This window comes from Pandoraea cepalis, from assembly GCF_902459665.1.
Taxonomy (GTDB): Bacteria; Pseudomonadota; Gammaproteobacteria; order Burkholderiales; family Burkholderiaceae; genus Pandoraea; species Pandoraea cepalis.
This window is the reverse complement of record NZ_CABPSL010000001.1, coordinates 759,273-774,629: the sequence shown is the minus strand read 5'-3', so window position 1 is coordinate 774,629 and position 15,357 is coordinate 759,273. Positions and strand designations below refer to the sequence as shown.

The following is a 15,357-nucleotide window of genomic DNA, read 5'->3' as shown; positions in this document are numbered from 1 at the left end:
CGGGCGGGCGGTTCAGCCCTGCATGGCGTGTCTATCGCCGTCGCCAACGATGACCCATTTAACGAACCGATGACTGCCTCTGCTCCTTCCCAACTCCCTAAGTGTGCCTACATCGCAACGGGCGGTACCATTGCGATGAAGATCGATCCGCTGAAACAGGCGCCGGTCCCGGCTCTGTCCGGCGAAGACCTGTTGGCGGCTGTCCCGGCCATCACCGCGATCGCAAGACTGGAGGTCAACAACCTGTCCAATGTGCCTTCCGATTACATGGGGCCGCAGCGTTGGATTGAGCTGCACAGGGCAATATCATCTGCGCTGGCAAAGGATGACGTGGCGGGCGTTATTGTTTCCCATGGAACGGACACCCTGGAAGAAACCGCCTGGTTTCTCGATCTGACAACCGACACGCACAAGCCGATCGTTCTAACCGGTGCGCAGCGTAACGCGTCTGCATCCGATTTCGATGGTCCGCGTAACCTGCTCAATGCTGCGCGAGTTTGCCTTTCGCCGGATGCACGCGGCAAAGGCGCCGTTGTTGTATTGAACAACCAGATCAATGCGGCGCGGGAGGTCACCAAGGCACATACGGCTGATGTGGAAGCATTCCGGTCCGGGGATTTCGGGTTCCTTGGAACAGTGGACGAAGACCGTGTTGTATTTGCCCGCTCACCTGTGCGCCGGCAGTTCATTCGTCTTGAAAGGGACACACTGCCGTACGTGGAAATTGTACCAATGTACGCCGGCGCCGATGGTGGCCTGGTTCGCGCCGCCCTGAAGCTGGGCGCCAGAGGAATCGTGATACAGGCGCTTGGTTTTGGCAACGTCAACGCCGAAATGTACGAGGCGATCAGGGAAGCAATCATGGCCGACGTGCCTGTTGTCATTTCGACGCGCGTGCCCAACGGCCGGGTATTGCCGGTGTATGGTTTTGTTGGCGGCGGGAGCACACTGAAGGCGGCAGGTTCGATCTTCGCCGACAATCTCAGCCCACAGAAAGCGAGAATTCTCCTCATGCTGGCGCTACAGAATTCTTCGGCGCGGGAAGATATCCAGCGTCTCTTCGATCGATAAGGTATTTCAGATGAACTCGAGCCGAAATTCCGTTACTGAGCCAGGCTGGCGCATCGGCGTCCTGTTCTCACGAACCGGCGTCACAGCGGCAACAGAATCCGAGCATTTTTTGGGCACTGTACTCGCAATCGAAGAAATCAACGCCGCTGGTGGCGTCGACGGGCGATTGCTTGACCCCGTCGTGTATGACCCGAAGAGCGACCCGGATGAATACAGGCGGCTCGCTACACGCATGCTGCAGGAAGACGACGCAACGGTAATATTCGGGTGTTCCACTTCTTCCAGCCGTAAGGCAGTGCTGCCGGTGATCGAGCGCAACAACGCACTGCTCTGGTACTGCTCGATCTATGAGGGCTTTGAGTATTCGCCGAACATCATCTACACGGGCGCAGTACCTAACCAGAACAGCATGCAACTTGCGGCGTATCTTCTCCGCCATCACGGAAAGCGCTTTTTCCTGGTTGGGGCCGACTATATCTATCCGCGCGAGTCGAACCGAATCATGCGCGATATGGTCGAAGAGCACGGCGGAGAGATCGTGGAAGAAGTCTACCTGCCAAGCGACGCGGCCCCTTCCGCCCTCGAAGCGGTCGTGCGGGAGATCAAGGCCGTCGAGCCGGACGTAGTTTTTTCGACCCTGATCGGACGTGGAGCACGCGCGTTCTACAAACTCTATCGCGAACACGGTATCGATCCCGCCTGTATCCCGATCGCCAGTCTGACAATGACGGAGGGCGAAACGCGGATGATTGGCCCGGAATTGTGTGGCGGGCATATCGTAGCTGCCAGCTACGTCAATACGTTAGACAATGAGAGCAACCGGCGTTTCATGAATGCGTGGCAGGCGCGTTTCGGAGACCAGCCGGCCAGCATGTGGTCGGAAATGGCATACAACCAGGCACACCTCTTCGCCCTCGCCTTGGCACGCACCCGTAGTCTCGACACAGCAAAGCTGGTGGCGGCTGTTCGTGAAGTCGGGTTCGATTCACCCGAGGGGTTGCTCAGGATCGACCCTGAGAATAACCACGCGATCCTTACGCCACGTATTGCCGTCTGTCGCCCAGATGGAGCGTTCGACGTCGTGTGGGAAGGCAGCGGTCCGGTCAAACCAGATCCTTATCTGACCTCTTACGGCTTCACGGACTTCTGGCTTAACGGAGAACTCACATGAACACCGGCGCGCGTCGGCTGTTCGACGATTTGCGTTCGCTGCGGGTCGTCGTGATCCATCCGCCGGGAGAGGATCGTGGCGTTCTGGAAGAGCAATTGCGCCGCATCGGTTGCCCCGTTCGCACCGTCTGGCCATTTCCGGCTCAGTTGCCCGCAGATGCGGACGTGATCCTCTTTCTTGTTGGCCCCGAGTTACGCAGCGCGGGCAACTGGTGCGCGGCAGACACCGATGCGACGCTCATCGCGCTGTCCGACTATGAGAACCCGACAGCTTTGAAACTGCTCGTCGACACGCGGGCGCATGGCGTGATCACGAAGCCGTATCGCTCCACGGGGATACTGAGCACGCTGGTGCTGGCACGCGCCTCCTCTGGCTATCAACAGCGACTTCAGCACAAGATCGGAAAGCTTGAAGAAGCAATCAAGGCGCGACGCCATATCGAGAAGGCGATACGGATTCTGATGGATGCCCATCGACTCAGTGAGAATGACGCCTACGAGCACATGCGGTCACGCGCAACAAGTCTCCGGGTCACGGTAGGGGAAATTGCTACGATGATAATTGACGCCCATGAGGCAATGGAAAAGCTGGGTTTAGGAAAGGCACCCAAACTCTGATCGAAGCGGTGTTGAGGCCAACAGTTCAGCCACATAGCCCTGTGATCGCCCGCAGACTTAATCCGGCACTGCGTTCTAATCGACGTTCCCGGCAAGGTCGGTCAAGTTGCATTCCACACGGCATTCAAGCGTGCAGCCTCTCTGAGGTATGTCGAATGACCGGTTTATGCTGACAGACAGACGTTCCACTCACATACGCGACCGGCAGCAACGGGTCGGAAACCGACCGTCATGAGCGACGGCGAGCGGCCAGCGGCAGTCACTAGCCCGTCCCGCAAAACTGCCATTTAGACGGCGGGTTCGCATCCCAACCCTGCCAATCGCCTACGTGTGCATCGCCGAACCGGACGGGCCGCATACGGCGACTGCTATTTATTCCCTACGCGAGACGATTTCGACCGCAACGCCGAAGTTTCAACTTCTCCTGCAAGCATCGCAATGGTGACCTTCTCGAATTTTTTCAGCAGGACAGCCTCGGCTTCGAGAAGCGTCGCCGAAAGATGGGCATTCACAGCTTGTTCGACAAGACATTCCGGATGATCCTCCGAAACAAGATGCGAGAAAAGCGAAGGTTCACCGACCGCACGGTAGACGTCCAGTAGCGTGATGTTTTCGAGGGGTTCGGCCAGCACCCAACCGCCTCCGTGCCCTTTCTCCGAAGTGACGTATCCAATATCGCGCAGACCGCTGAACAAACGCCTCACGACGACGGCGTTCGTGCACAGCATTTCACCGAGCGCTTCGGAGGTGAGCGGACCCTCCGCATGCTTCATGTGAATCAACGCGTGCAAGACGCGAGACATGCGGCTATCGGTCTTCATCGTGGGCACTCATCTCAAGAAACTTTTCAAGTTGCATAAGAGTTTAACATGGCGTTATCATGCAACTCACAATGTTGCATGATGATCTGGAGAGGGAACGTATGGACGAGCACTACGACGTCATCGTGATCGGCGGCAGCTTCGCCGGTCTTTCAGCCGCAATGCAGCTGGCGCGCGCGCGACGGCGTGTGCTTGTGCTCGATAGTAGAAAGCCACGCAATCGATTCGCATCACACGCTCATGGTTTTCTCGGGCAGGATGGCAAGGCGCCCGGCGAGATCATCGATGAGGCGACGGCGCAACTCTCGGCGTATCCGACGGCGCACGTCGCGACAGGCGAAGCACGCACGGCGGAGCGTGTTGATGATTGCTTCATCGTCACGCAAAGCAGTGGGAGCACCGCAAGCGCGGATCGATTGATCCTTGCGACGGGCGTTCGAGACGAACTGCCCTCTCTCCCCGGCCTGGATGAACGGTGGGGTATCAGCGCGCTGCATTGTCCGTATTGTCACGGTTACGAAGTCGCGGACAAACGGCTCGGCGTCCTGGCAACGCATTCACTATCGATTCATCAGGCGATGCTCGTTCCCGACTGGGGACCGACAACCTGGTTTACGCAAGGCATAGTCGAGCCATCGCTCGAAGAGACTGCGTTGCTCGAAGCCCGCAATGTGCGAATCGAACGGGCGCCAGTCGTGGAAGTGCTTGGCGACGTACCCAACATGACAGGGTTGCGTCTCGCCGACGGCCGCGCCATCGACATCGATGCACTGTTTGTGGGGCCGCGCACCCAGATGGCAAGTCCGCTCGCAAAGCAGCTCGGATGCGAGTTCGACGAAGGTCCGATAGGTCCCGTTATCCGCGTGGACGACTGGAAGCAGACCACCGTTCCGGGAGTGTTTGCCGCTGGCGATGCGGCGAGCGCATGGTCCAACGCGACGTTCGCCTCGGCCGCCGGCGTTGCAGCGGGCGTTGCGGCACATCGCTCGCTCATTTTTGGCTTGTAATCGATCGTGGAAGTGGCCGCGCCCTGGCAGCGGGTCTAACGCGTCGAGTGCATCAAACGGCTATCCGCGAGGCACGCATTCGTCCGAAGTTGCCACGGGGCGGTCCGATCGATCATTCCTGCGCCTTGGTTCTTCCCACGAGCAGGTAAAGGCCATTGAGGCCGGAAGCCGAACGGCCGCTTCACGGTCGGAAATCGCCGTTCAACCAGCCGTGCGTCGAGTGACTCGGATGGGTCGGAAACCGACCGTCATGAGCGACGGCAAGCGGCCATCAAGCGCCACTACTCTTTTTGCCCTCAATGGCTAATCAGCGCCGCGTTTCGGTCGTTCGGCGCTCAAGGTAGACCCTCCCCGAGACACGAGGAATTGCCGGTTCTGACACATTGGTCGACGTAACCTGTCAACGTGCGGGATTGCGTGCATTGACGACCCACGCCGCGCCGTTGATCATCACCGACCGCTCACCGGGGAGGCTCTCGAAGGCGGCACGAACTGCGGCCGCGGCGCGGGCGCGGAGGTCGTCGGGCTGATCAGCGAGCACACGCGACAGCGGGCCGACCTCAAGCGTCATCTTCACCGCGGCGTCGACCGCAGCGTCCCGCGTTTCGCCCTCGCCGAATGGGACGGACGCGTCGAAGGGCATGATAGCGATATCGGTGAAGCCGGCCGCCGTCAGGATGCGCGCCACGCGCGCTCGGTCGCCGAACGAAAACGGGCCGGGCGCTTCGGGATCGGGCAGCGCGCTCGGCGGGAGAATGCCCTTGAGCGCGCCCACCGGCAGGCGCATCCAGTCGTTCTCGGCCGCCCCGCGCCAGCAGACAAAAGCGACCCGCCCGCCAGGCCGGAGTGCGCGTCGCATGTGGGCGAACGCCGCTGTCGGATCGTCGAAGAACATCACGCCGAAACGCGAGAACAGGATGTCAAACGCGCCTTCGGGCAGCTCTGCGCTGCTGGCGTCGGCCACCTGAAACAGGGCCGGCGTATCGTGGCGCGCAAGCGCGCGCGCTCGCTCGATCAGCGGCTCGGATATGTCCACGCCCAGCACTTGGCCCCCCGCGCCAACGCGGGCGGCCAGAGCCAGACTCGATGCGCCCGCGCCGCAACCGATGTCCAGCGCGCGCTCACCCGTCGCGGGCGCGGCGGCTTCTATCGCGGCCTGGCCAAACACCGCCACCAGAGCGTCGAGCCGGGCCTGGTTGGCGACCCAGCGCTCACCGCTTTGACCATTCCAGTCACCCACCTGATCAGCACTTTGCTTTGCCATGTCATCTCCTTGACTCGACGATCCGCTCTTCACTGCGCCGATCTACGCCAACCTTTTCGAAGGCGACGACGCAATGGGAGAAGGGAATCTGTGCTCTCAAACCACCATCGACTGCTGGGCGAAGATGCCCGCCAATGCGCCCTGCGAGGATGCCTGGGTGACCGATGGCAAGAAGGGCGTGGCGAGGTCGCCAGCGGCGTAGATGCCGGGCATGCTGGTTTGGCGGCGCTCGTCGACCTTGAGTACTATGCCGGTGGGCGTATCGACCGTGGCGAGGCCCAGAGATGTATGCAGGCTTGCGGACGGCTTGTTGCGCGGATGGGCGAACAGGACGTCGACCGAGACATTGCGACCAGTATCCAGATTGACGGTGGTGATATGGCCCTTCTGGTGGGCGATCTCGACGATCCGTCCATCGACGAGAGGTATGTTGCGGCGCGCCAGATCGGCCTCGATATCGGGCGCGATGTCATGACCATCGGTGAAGACAGTCAACTTGTCAGTCCAATCGCGGAACAGCTTGGCAGATTGGTACGACTGCGGGCTGGACCAGACAAGGCCCCAATGCTGGCCAGCGACTTCAAAGCCGTCGCAATAGGGGCAGGGCACGATGGACGTGCCCCAGCTTTCGGCGAAGCCCGGAACATCAGGCATCTGGTCGGCGACGCCATAGCTCAGGATCAGGCGGCGCGCCCTCAGGCTTTCGTGATCGTCAGTGACGACACAGAAATCGTCGATGGCGCCAGACACGCTTTCGGCCCGGGCATTGACGAAGCTGATCGTTGGATAGCGCGACAGCTGCTGCCGCGCCTCGACCAGGATGTCCAGCGGCGGCTTGTGATCGTGGCCGAGCAGGCCATGTGAGTGGCCGGCAAAGCGGTTACGCGGCCGGCCGGTATCGAGAACGGTGACCTTGCGGCGGGCACGGCCAAGCTGCAAGGCGGCGGCGAGGCCAGCAAAGCTGCCGCCTATGATGATGACGTCATTCATGGTGATGGGCTCCGTGTTGTGAATGAGGGGTGGGCCCCGGGGACGCCTGATCTGGACAACCGGTTGAAACCTGCCCTTGGCTTGCACATTGCGATACTATGCGGTATCGTATTAACAGATTTCAATACTGTCAAGTACCATAATTATCGTGACCGAAAATAGCCAGAGCCGGCGCGGCCGGCCCGCCAACGAGGCACTTCGCCAAACGATCGTCGACGCGGCCTGCAAACTCTTTGTGGAATTGGGTTTTCAAGCGACGACCATGGACAAGGTCGCGCAGCGGGCGAAGATATCCAAGCTCAGCATCTATCGGCACTTCGAGAACAAGGAGGCGCTGTTCAGCGCGGCCATGGTGGCCCGCTGCGATGAGTTTGCACCGCAGGCCCTTTCTGACGGCGTCGACGGTTCAGCCGAAGATCAGCTCATGGCGATGGGATCATCCCTGCTTCGCACGCTGTTGAGCCCGGACGTCCGCAGTGTCGAGGCCATGGTCTTGGCCGACAAGACGAATCAAAAGGCGTTAAGCAAGCTCCACTACGAGGCCGGGCCTGCCCATGTCATCGCCCACATCGAGGCCGTGTTGCGTCAGTTGCACGAGAAGGGGATGCTGAACGTACCCGATGCGCACCTGTCCGCCCGCTTGTTTGCCGCGCTTTTCAAAGGGTCCGATCTCCTGCTGATCGCACGCTTCGATGAGGCGAGAGCAGAGGACGACAACGAAATCGAATCCTATTGCCGGTCGGCCGTCGCCATGTTTATCGCCGCGCACGGTGGCATCTGAGGGTGCGCTATCGCGGTCGATGAAGAACACGCCGTTCGCGCCGAGCAATCTATTTATGATGCGTTGACGAGCCTGATGGGCCAGGCTCATTGCATTAGCGAAAAGCCGCGCGCGGGCAGGCAAGCAGGCGGGCAGAGCCCTCTTTACACACGATAGCGGTCGCTACTGCGGCCTGAGCGGAACGACAGAGAAGGGTCGCAAGCAGATGCTTGTGATAGGACGCAATCGGCCAGGAAGCGCATCGGACGTGGCTCCTGTCGGCAACAAGTCAAACGACGACTTTGCGTCCGCTATCGGCCATTCGACAACGCGTTTTGATCGCTTGATTGTTTCAATCAGTTGGCATCGGTGCAGTCGCGTGACTTGGCATGCGCTTATCGTTTCCGTATCAACGGGGCTTCATGCGCGAGCCGCGTCAAGACGTCAGCGAATATGCGCCAGCTTTCCCCAAAAGACAGCAGCCAACGACCTGCGCATCGTAGGCGAGGTCGCCCGACACCTCCAACGCGCGCCCAACATACCCCCAAGACTGGTTATTGCGCCAACCGATAAGCTCGCGTATAGTTAGCCTAATGGATAACTATGGAATTGCGCTGAACTCGGTCTTTCACGCACTGGCGGACCCTACGCGCAGGGCAGTTATTCAACGGCTCGGCGTGGGGCCCGCGACGGTGAGCGAGTTGGCAGAACCCTTCGACATGGCTCTGCCGTCGTTCATGAAGCATGTGCGGGTACTGGAAGACACCGGGTTGATTCACTCGAGCAAGACCGGCAGAACTCGCACGTGCATGCTCGATCGCCAGAATCTGGCGGCCGCCGAACGGTGGTTTGCCGAGCAGCGCGCGATCTGGGCAAGCAGGTACGACAACCTCGACAACCTGTTGGAAAAACTCCAAGGACAAGACAATGAAAGCTGACCTTCGATTTGATTTCGTCGTCGATATGGAAAAAAACAGCATCACGGTGAAGCGGGAATTCGCAGCAGGACGCCAACTGGTGTGGGATTGCCATACAAAGCGCGAATTGCTCGATCAATGGTTCGCGCCCAAGCCGCTCACCACCCGGACAAAGCACATGGAGTTCAAGGAAGGCGGCTATTGGCACTACGCCATGACGACGCCTGACGGGGAATCATTCTGGAACCGTCTGGACTACCAGGCAATCAATCCGATCGATGGCTACGTAGCGCTCGACGGTTTTTGTGATGAATCGGGCGTCGTGAATCCGAGCCTGCCGAGGGCACGCTGGGACGCCGCTTTCGCCGATGCGAAGGAACGGACCCTTGTGACCACCGTTGTGCTCTACAACTCGCCGGCCGATGTGCAAAAAGCTATCGAGATGGGATTGAAGGACGGTCTGGCAGCCACTCTCGAACGCCTCGACGAGTTGCTGCTCACCATCGTACCGTCAGAAGCGCGTGCATAAGGACTACCGCAAGCCCCTGGCCAGCAGCGGAGAAATCCATCACTTTCCGCGCTTGGCCAGACGTCGACTTGGCGATCAACGCCACCCATCGCCGACAATCGGCAGATCGTCCGTCATTCAAACTGAAGTAAAAAACCTCGCCAAGGCGTGCGCTACGGCCTCAGGCTGTTCCTCTGGCTGAAAGTGTCCGCAATTCACGATGGTCTCCCCGCTCACCTCATCTGCGAATGGGCGGAGTGCAGCCGACATATCCGGGATCGACCCCTGGTCTGCACTGAGGCCGAGTACCGGCATCTTGAGCTTCCGGTCGTGAGACAGCGCACGGTTCTGTTCGACCGAAAGCGCCGCGGCGCGATAGAATGCGAGCCCCGCGCGCATTCCGCCAGGCGCGCAGTAGGTCCTCAGATACTCGGCAATTTCGTCCTCGCCGTAACATGCCGGATTGGCCGCCTTGCTCCAGAAGAACCATTCGAGATAGGCTCGTTCCCGACCGGCAAGCAGAATCTCCGGAAGGTCCGGGACCGCGTGAAAGGAGAAATGCCAGGTCTTCCACGACAGCTTGGAAGACGACGGCAGCATGTCCGGCAGGGTGATGCCTGGAATGCCCGCATCCATCAGCGCCAGCGCCTCGACTTCCTCGCCGAATAGGTGCGCATACGGAAACGCAACCCATGCGCCAACGTCATGCGCGGCGATACTGTATCGCTTGATGCCGAGATGACTCACAAGGTCGTGCACGCGTTGTGCGACGGTTTGCGTGTCATAGCCGTCGAGCGGTCGATCACTATCGCCTTGGCCAGGCATATCGATGGCGACGACACGAAAGTCGTTGGCAAGCAACGGCATGACCTTACGCCACGCGTACCAACTCTCGGGAAAGCCGGCGATGAGGACTACCGTACGTTCTGCCTTCGCGCCACCGTCGACATAGTGGAAACGCAGACCATTCACGGTAGCAAATCGATGTTCAAAACCGGCGGGGGCGGCCGGCAGTACGCCATGTATCATGACGGAGTCCTTTTCGAATAGCGCAGCGCGACGGTCATCGCAGTCAGTGCGACCACGCCGCATACGCTGCGGGTGTATGAACAGATGGAAGGGTCGGTGCTGCCTTCGCTACGCGGTAAGCCGCGACCGGAGGCGAGTCCGACCGGCACGAGCGCAAAAAATTTAGCGGTTCATGGTCACTCCAGGACTTTGAGTGCAAGGGCAACAAATGCGTCCGCATCGTCGCTGAATGCACTGGCTTTTCCGAGCACGCGCATGCCCTGCAACAGCGCAAGCAACACATCTGCCACGGTCGTGGGATCGCTTGCGGTGGTGATCGAGCCGTCGGCCTGCCCTTGGGCGACCAGTCTGGCCAATAGATCTCGACGCTGCGCAAGCTGGCCCCGCAACGCATCGCCGACCCGAGAGAATTGAGGCAGCTCGGCAATGCCCGCCACCAGCAGACAGCCGAGTTTGCCCTCCTTTCCTTGGCTAAGCCGGGCATATAGGCCAAGCAGCGATGCGATGCTGGCGCGTGCATTCTCCGCGCCTTTTATCATGGCGCTGACCTCCGCCTCGCGCCGGGCGATATAACGCTCGAGCGCTTTGGCAAAGATCCCTTCCTTGTCCAGATACGCCTTGTAAAGGCTGCCGGCCGTCAGGCCGGTAGCCTGCTGGAGATCGCTAATTCCTGTGGCCGAATATCCCGAAGCACTGAATAGCGCGATGGCACGACTAAGCACTCGCTCTTCGTCGAATTCTCTAGGCCGCCCCCGGGGCCGGCTTGCAGCAGCCTGGATCATCTTTATCTCGCCAATTTAGGAAACGATCACATCCTAAATTCTCTTTCTCACGTTGTCAATCGGCCGGCAGACAGACTATCTCGAGGCTTGGCAGGATGGGCATGCGGAGCACCTATCGCGTCGAATTCGCCGGGACAACGGACACATGCCGCCGGCAAGACTCAACTTGCGAGTGCCATAACGAACTCGAGGAATCTCGTTCCGAACAAATCCGGCGATAATGGCTCGTCAGCGTGTGACGCCTTGACGGTTATCAACCGCCGTATATTCGATAACGCCCCTCGATATGACTATCGATACCGGCCATGCCGCCGCCGTACAGCTTCAGAAGCCATCCACCTATACGAGTTCAGTCGAGCCACCTCCCCCGCGACGGGTTCGTATTGGGCGTGACGTACTGGCCGGCGTTTCGATAGCAGGACTCTTGCTGCCTGAGGCCATTGCCTACGCGGGTATCGCTGGACTGCCACCGCAGGCGGGCCTGATTGCGCTGCTCACCGGGCTTGTCGTCTATGGGCTAACGGGCAGTAGCCGATTCGCGATCGTATCGGGAACATCCTCATCCGCAGCCGTGCTTGCCGCCACGGTGGGGGCCGGCGACGGGGGCATCGGTGCGCAGCTCGCCTACGCCGCCGCCCTCGTTGCGGCGACTGGCATTCTTTTTCTGCTGGCCGGCGCGTCGCGTTTGGGCGCCATGTCGGACTTTGTCTCGAAGCCGGTCTTGCGCGGATTTGCGTTCGGCCTGGCGCTGACGATTGCCATCAAGCAATTGCCGACCATACTCGGCGTGCACTCGCATTACACCGATACGCTGCGAATCGCTTTCGATCTCGCGCATCAAGCGCCCAGTTGGAATTTCTATAGCGTGGCGCTGGGGGCGGCTGCGCTGGCCATCCTTTTCGGGCTGGGCCGAAGTGCCCGCATGCCGGCGACGCTGGCGGTGATTGTGCTCGGCATCGCGTTGGGGTACCGGATCGACTGGCATGCACATGGCATTGGCACCGTTGGCGCGATCGATTTTCACGATATGACGGTCGGCCTGCCACGGTTCGACCGCTCACAGTGGCTGCAAACCGCGGAACTCGCGTTTGCGCTGATGCTGATACTGTACGCGGAATCGTACGGGTCGATCCGCAGCTTCGCGCTAAAGCATGGCGATGTCGTGTCGGCTAACCGGGACCTCATGGCGCTCGGCTGCGCAAATCTTGTCTCCGGATTACTGCACGGGATGCCGGTGGGTGCAGGCTACTCGGCGACTTCCGCCAACGAAGCCGCCGGCGCGCAGACCCGCTTCGCGGGGATATTTGCCGCAGCGGTCATTGCGCTGATCGTGCTGATGCTGTTACCGCAGTTGTCTCGCACGCCCGAACCGGTGCTCGCTGCGATCGTCATTTATGCCGTCAGTCACTCACTGCACCCGGACGTGTTCAAACCATACTGGACGTGGCAACGTGACAGACTGGTCGTAATAGCGGCGCTGCTGGCTGTGCTCGTGTTTGGCATACTTCACGGCTTGCTGGTCGCCATCGGGGTGAGCCTTCTGCTAACACTGCGCAACTTGTCTGAGCCGGCGGTCTCGGTGCTCGGGCGCCTGAGAGATAGCCACGATTTCGTCGACGTCTCCGCACACACGGATGCAACCCCCATCCCCGGCATCACGATCGTGCGGCCAGAGGTACCCCTCTTCTTTGCCAATGCCGAACGCGTGCTCAGTAAGGTGCGTTTAATGCTGCGGGGGCAGTCGACGCCGGTGCAGACGGTAATGCTGAGTCTCGAAGAAACACCCGATGTCGATAGTTCAGTGATCGAAGCACTGCGCATCTTCTCCGCCGAATTGACGTCGCGTGGACAGCGGCTGCTCCTGGTGCGGCTCAAACCGCGCGCGCTGGCGGTGCTTGAACGAGCCTCCGACGAGACGTTGCCGCGTAGCGCACTGTGGGAGTTGAGCGTCGATAAATGCGTGCAGTCGATTGCGGGTGAAATGGACCAGAAGGGCTGACGATAACGGCGGAGAAGTTTGTGGATTCAACCAGGAGTAGTCCTTCGCTCGTTTGTGTGTCGACGTACTCAGCCAGACTAACCAACGTAAGTCGGTCCGTCCCATCCATCGAGGTACTTCGGCAGTTTGTCATCCACGTCGATGATCCTATGCCGATGGAACAGATGCATCGTCGCCCGCATTGGTTCGGGCAACTCACCGCCCGCCGCCCGCGCAACAACGCTGTTGGGAATGACTAACATGCCGAGGCGATTCGTGCCAAACACTGTTTCGCCGCAATGGGGACAAAACGCGCGCGACAGTTGCTTTGTCGGATGTGCAAATTTCGAGAGGCTACCGCTGACCACCGCGACTCGCTCGGGTTGCCATGCAGTTGCCGACAACATTGAAGTCCCGTAGAAATCTCGGCAGGACTGGCAATGACAGTTCGCTCTTGCTTCCGGTTGGCCTTCTAACTGAATATTGACGGTGCCACACAGGCACCGCAGGGAATTTGGTTCGGTCATATCGGCTCCGAGTTGTGCGTCGGAAGTATATATAGTCGAATGCTCGCTTTGAGCAAGGCGGACTGTCCCCTGCCGGCCAATTTGGGACGATCGAGGGACGAACACTAGGTGGCGTCCGTCATCGATCGGCTTTTACGGTCACCGTGTCAAAGGCCATGAGTACGATCTCTGCCATTCCAAAAACGTTACACTTTATATCAACCTCCGTGAAAACTCCGTCCCCTGTCGCTCTTGTCACTGGCTCGACCTCTGGTATTGGTGCCGCAATCGCGCGGCGACTCTCAAAAGACGGATTCTCAATCGTCCTGCATTCGCGCAGTTCGGCTGCTGCAGGTCATGCGTTGGCCCGGGAACTCGGAGCGGCAGCTTATGTGCAAGCCGATCTGGCCGATGACGCGGACAGAGTAAAGCTCATCCGTGAAGCGATTGCCGTATGGGGCCGACTCGACGTTCTGGTCAATAACGCGGGGATCAGTCGCGTTATCCCCCATGCGGATCTGGCAGCGGCCACGCCGGACGTATGGCAGGAGTTGCATGAAGTCAATGTTGTTGCCCCGTTCCGCCTGGTAACCGAAGCGCAATCCGCACTCCGTGAAGCGGCCACACGAGGAAAGCCCGGTTGCGTCGTAAACGTGAGTTCGCATGCCGGCGTCCGACCAAAGGGGGCGTCCATACCTTACGCAGCGACTAAAGCGGCGTTAAACCACGTGACTCGCTTGCTCGCTGTTTCGCTTGCCCCAGATATTCGCGTGAATGCTGTCGCTCCTGGTTTGGTCGATACACCGCTAACGGCTGACTGGACGCAAGCTCAGCAACTTTGGAAGGAACAGGCACCTATGCGTAGGGCAGCTTGTCCCGAGGATATTGCTCAGGCTGTTGCATTTCTAGTCGACTCAGATTATCTGACGGGGGAAATTCTGCTCTCGGATGGGGGATTGAATCTCACGTAGCAAGCGCGTGACGAATGACTGGCTGCTTTGGAGAAATCTGAAGGACTGTTGTGGATCGGGCTGCGACCACCCGACACGGCGCACACTCAATCTCCATTCGCTTGAAAGGAGATTGTCATGGAATCCGAGAATGTCGTGGTTGTCCACCACGTGCCGTGGAGCAAGGGCAAGCTCACCGGGCAGAAGCCCCCGTTAAAGCTTCGGGAAATCTGGGCGATTCGGACGACACTTCAGATGGCGTTGAACGTTCGTGAGCTCGCGATGTTCAATCTCGCGATTGATAGCGAGCTGCGGGCGTGCGACCTCACGCGGTTGCGGGTCCAGGATGTCCGTCGCGGAAGCCAAGTGGCGTCGAGGGCAACAATCATGCAGCAGTAGACACAGCGGCTAGTGCAATTTGAGATCACGGAACAGGCCCGGGAGAGCCTTGAAGCGTGGATCGAAGCCCGGGGGGACTGAAGGCGGCGGATTCTCCGTTCCCGAGCCGGATTCATACGTCCCAGCATCTGTCGACGCGACAATATGCCCGCCTGGTACACCGCTGGGTCGCATCGATTGACCTCGACGACACCGCATATGGTACCCACACGATGCGCCGCACGAAGGTTCGCTGATCTACCGGCGGACGAAGAACCTTCGAGCCGTGCAGTTGCTGCGCGGACAAAAAAAGCGGGAAAGCACGGTTCGCTACCTGGCAATCGAGGTCGACGAGGCCCTCGAGATAGCGGAGCAGACCGACGTTTGATCGCATGGCAGCCGGCGAGCGGTCCTCTGGCGGCCATCATGCGACGGTCGCGAGACGGATCGCATTGACATTCGAGCGTCCCCGACGCGTCCGAAAGAGGACATCTGGCAATATAGCGAAAGCGCCAAATAGGGCTTTAGGGAAAACGTGAATTGCGAAGGGGTTCAATTGCGCACATCGTTTCCTGCCCTTGAACGCCACCAAACAACTTACAACCGCC

15 protein-coding genes and 1 pseudogene are annotated in these 15,357 nt (G+C 59.7%); 10 read left to right on the top strand and 6 right to left on the bottom strand.

Translation table 11 applies throughout. The features are described 5' to 3' along the window. The first annotated feature begins 69 nt into the window (after positions 1-69). Genes PCE31106_RS03575 through PCE31106_RS03565 form a run of 3 tightly spaced genes read left to right on the top strand, consistent with a single transcriptional unit; the run spans position 70 to position 2,859 of the window. On the top strand, positions 70-1,071 hold the full coding sequence (locus tag PCE31106_RS03575; protein ID WP_150562406.1) for an asparaginase: 1,002 nt from the start codon (positions 70-72) through the stop codon (positions 1,069-1,071). A gap of 10 nt (positions 1,072-1,081) precedes the next feature. Then, entirely contained in the window at positions 1,082-2,242 is a 1,161-nt protein-coding gene (locus PCE31106_RS03570; protein WP_150562405.1) for a transporter substrate-binding domain-containing protein, read from the top strand. Further along, positions 2,239-2,859, top strand: a complete 621-nt coding sequence (locus PCE31106_RS03565) for an ANTAR domain-containing response regulator (RefSeq protein WP_150562404.1) — start codon at positions 2,239-2,241, stop codon at positions 2,857-2,859. The genes PCE31106_RS03570 and PCE31106_RS03565 overlap by 4 nt, the downstream gene beginning before the upstream one ends. Positions 2,860-3,227: 368 nt before the next feature. Here PCE31106_RS03565 and PCE31106_RS03560 read toward each other — a convergent pair whose 3' ends face one another. Beyond that, positions 3,228-3,680 (bottom strand): Rrf2 family transcriptional regulator, encoded by a 453-nt coding sequence (locus tag PCE31106_RS03560; protein ID WP_150562403.1) that lies wholly within the window; start codon positions 3,678-3,680, stop codon positions 3,228-3,230. 101 nt (positions 3,681-3,781) lie between these two features. Here PCE31106_RS03560 and PCE31106_RS03555 point away from each other — a divergent pair, with 101 nt between their 5' ends. Beyond that, complete coding sequence (locus PCE31106_RS03555) at positions 3,782-4,687, top strand: NAD(P)/FAD-dependent oxidoreductase (protein WP_150562402.1); 906 nt, start codon at positions 3,782-3,784, stop codon at positions 4,685-4,687. 400 nt (positions 4,688-5,087) lie between these two features. On the opposite strand, the gene PCE31106_RS03550 is transcribed toward PCE31106_RS03555, so the two are convergent. Together PCE31106_RS03550 and PCE31106_RS03540 are read right to left on the bottom strand one after the other, a co-directional pair. Next, the gene (locus tag PCE31106_RS03550; protein ID WP_150562540.1) at positions 5,088-5,951 is read right to left on the bottom strand and encodes a class I SAM-dependent methyltransferase; all 864 of its coding nucleotides are present in this window, start codon (positions 5,949-5,951) and stop codon (positions 5,088-5,090) included. Between the two features lie 96 nt (positions 5,952-6,047). Beyond that, the gene (locus tag PCE31106_RS03540; RefSeq protein WP_150562401.1) at positions 6,048-6,941 is read right to left on the bottom strand and encodes an NAD(P)/FAD-dependent oxidoreductase; all 894 of its coding nucleotides are present in this window, start codon (positions 6,939-6,941) and stop codon (positions 6,048-6,050) included. 148 nt (positions 6,942-7,089) lie between these two features. Here PCE31106_RS03540 and PCE31106_RS03535 point away from each other — a divergent pair, with 148 nt between their 5' ends. The 3 genes from PCE31106_RS03535 (at position 7,090) to PCE31106_RS03525 (ending at position 9,147) form a co-directional block, all read left to right on the top strand. After that, a complete protein-coding gene (locus PCE31106_RS03535; protein WP_150562400.1) occupies positions 7,090-7,722 on the top strand; it encodes a TetR/AcrR family transcriptional regulator in 633 nt (210 codons plus the stop codon). 572 nt (positions 7,723-8,294) lie between these two features. Further along, positions 8,295-8,639: an ArsR/SmtB family transcription factor gene (locus PCE31106_RS03530; RefSeq protein ID WP_017235523.1), complete on the top strand. Its 345-nt coding sequence runs from the start codon at positions 8,295-8,297 to the stop codon at positions 8,637-8,639. Further along, the gene (locus tag PCE31106_RS03525; protein ID WP_150562399.1) at positions 8,629-9,147 is read left to right on the top strand and encodes an SRPBCC family protein; all 519 of its coding nucleotides are present in this window, start codon (positions 8,629-8,631) and stop codon (positions 9,145-9,147) included. The genes PCE31106_RS03530 and PCE31106_RS03525 overlap by 11 nt, the downstream gene beginning before the upstream one ends. 117 nt (positions 9,148-9,264) lie before the next feature. Here PCE31106_RS03525 and PCE31106_RS03520 read toward each other — a convergent pair whose 3' ends face one another. Both PCE31106_RS03520 and PCE31106_RS03515 read right to left on the bottom strand, forming a co-directional pair. Next, the gene (locus PCE31106_RS03520) at positions 9,265-10,155 is read right to left on the bottom strand and encodes an alpha/beta fold hydrolase (protein ID WP_150562539.1); all 891 of its coding nucleotides are present in this window, start codon (positions 10,153-10,155) and stop codon (positions 9,265-9,267) included. Between the two features lie 176 nt (positions 10,156-10,331). After that, positions 10,332-10,937, bottom strand: a complete 606-nt coding sequence (locus PCE31106_RS03515; protein WP_150562398.1) for a TetR/AcrR family transcriptional regulator — start codon at positions 10,935-10,937, stop codon at positions 10,332-10,334. Between the two features lie 286 nt (positions 10,938-11,223). Here PCE31106_RS03515 and PCE31106_RS03510 point away from each other — a divergent pair, with 286 nt between their 5' ends. Continuing rightward, positions 11,224-12,936 carry a SulP family inorganic anion transporter gene (locus tag PCE31106_RS03510; RefSeq protein WP_150562397.1) on the top strand — a complete coding sequence of 571 codons (1,713 nt, stop codon included), beginning with the start codon at positions 11,224-11,226 and terminating at the stop codon, positions 12,934-12,936. A gap of 77 nt (positions 12,937-13,013) precedes the next feature. Here the strand turns inward: PCE31106_RS03510 and PCE31106_RS03505 are convergent, their stop codons facing one another. Continuing rightward, on the bottom strand, positions 13,014-13,442 hold the full coding sequence (locus PCE31106_RS03505) for a GFA family protein (protein WP_150562396.1): 429 nt from the start codon (positions 13,440-13,442) through the stop codon (positions 13,014-13,016). 206 nt (positions 13,443-13,648) lie between these two features. Here PCE31106_RS03505 and PCE31106_RS03500 point away from each other — a divergent pair, with 206 nt between their 5' ends. Together PCE31106_RS03500 and PCE31106_RS24145 are read left to right on the top strand one after the other, a co-directional pair. Further along, positions 13,649-14,392 carry an SDR family NAD(P)-dependent oxidoreductase gene (locus PCE31106_RS03500; protein WP_254440910.1) on the top strand — a complete coding sequence of 248 codons (744 nt, stop codon included), beginning with the start codon at positions 13,649-13,651 and terminating at the stop codon, positions 14,390-14,392. 117 nt (positions 14,393-14,509) lie between these two features. After that, positions 14,510-15,137: pseudogene (locus PCE31106_RS24145) on the top strand (tyrosine-type recombinase/integrase). Positions 15,138-15,357 lie beyond the last annotated feature (220 nt).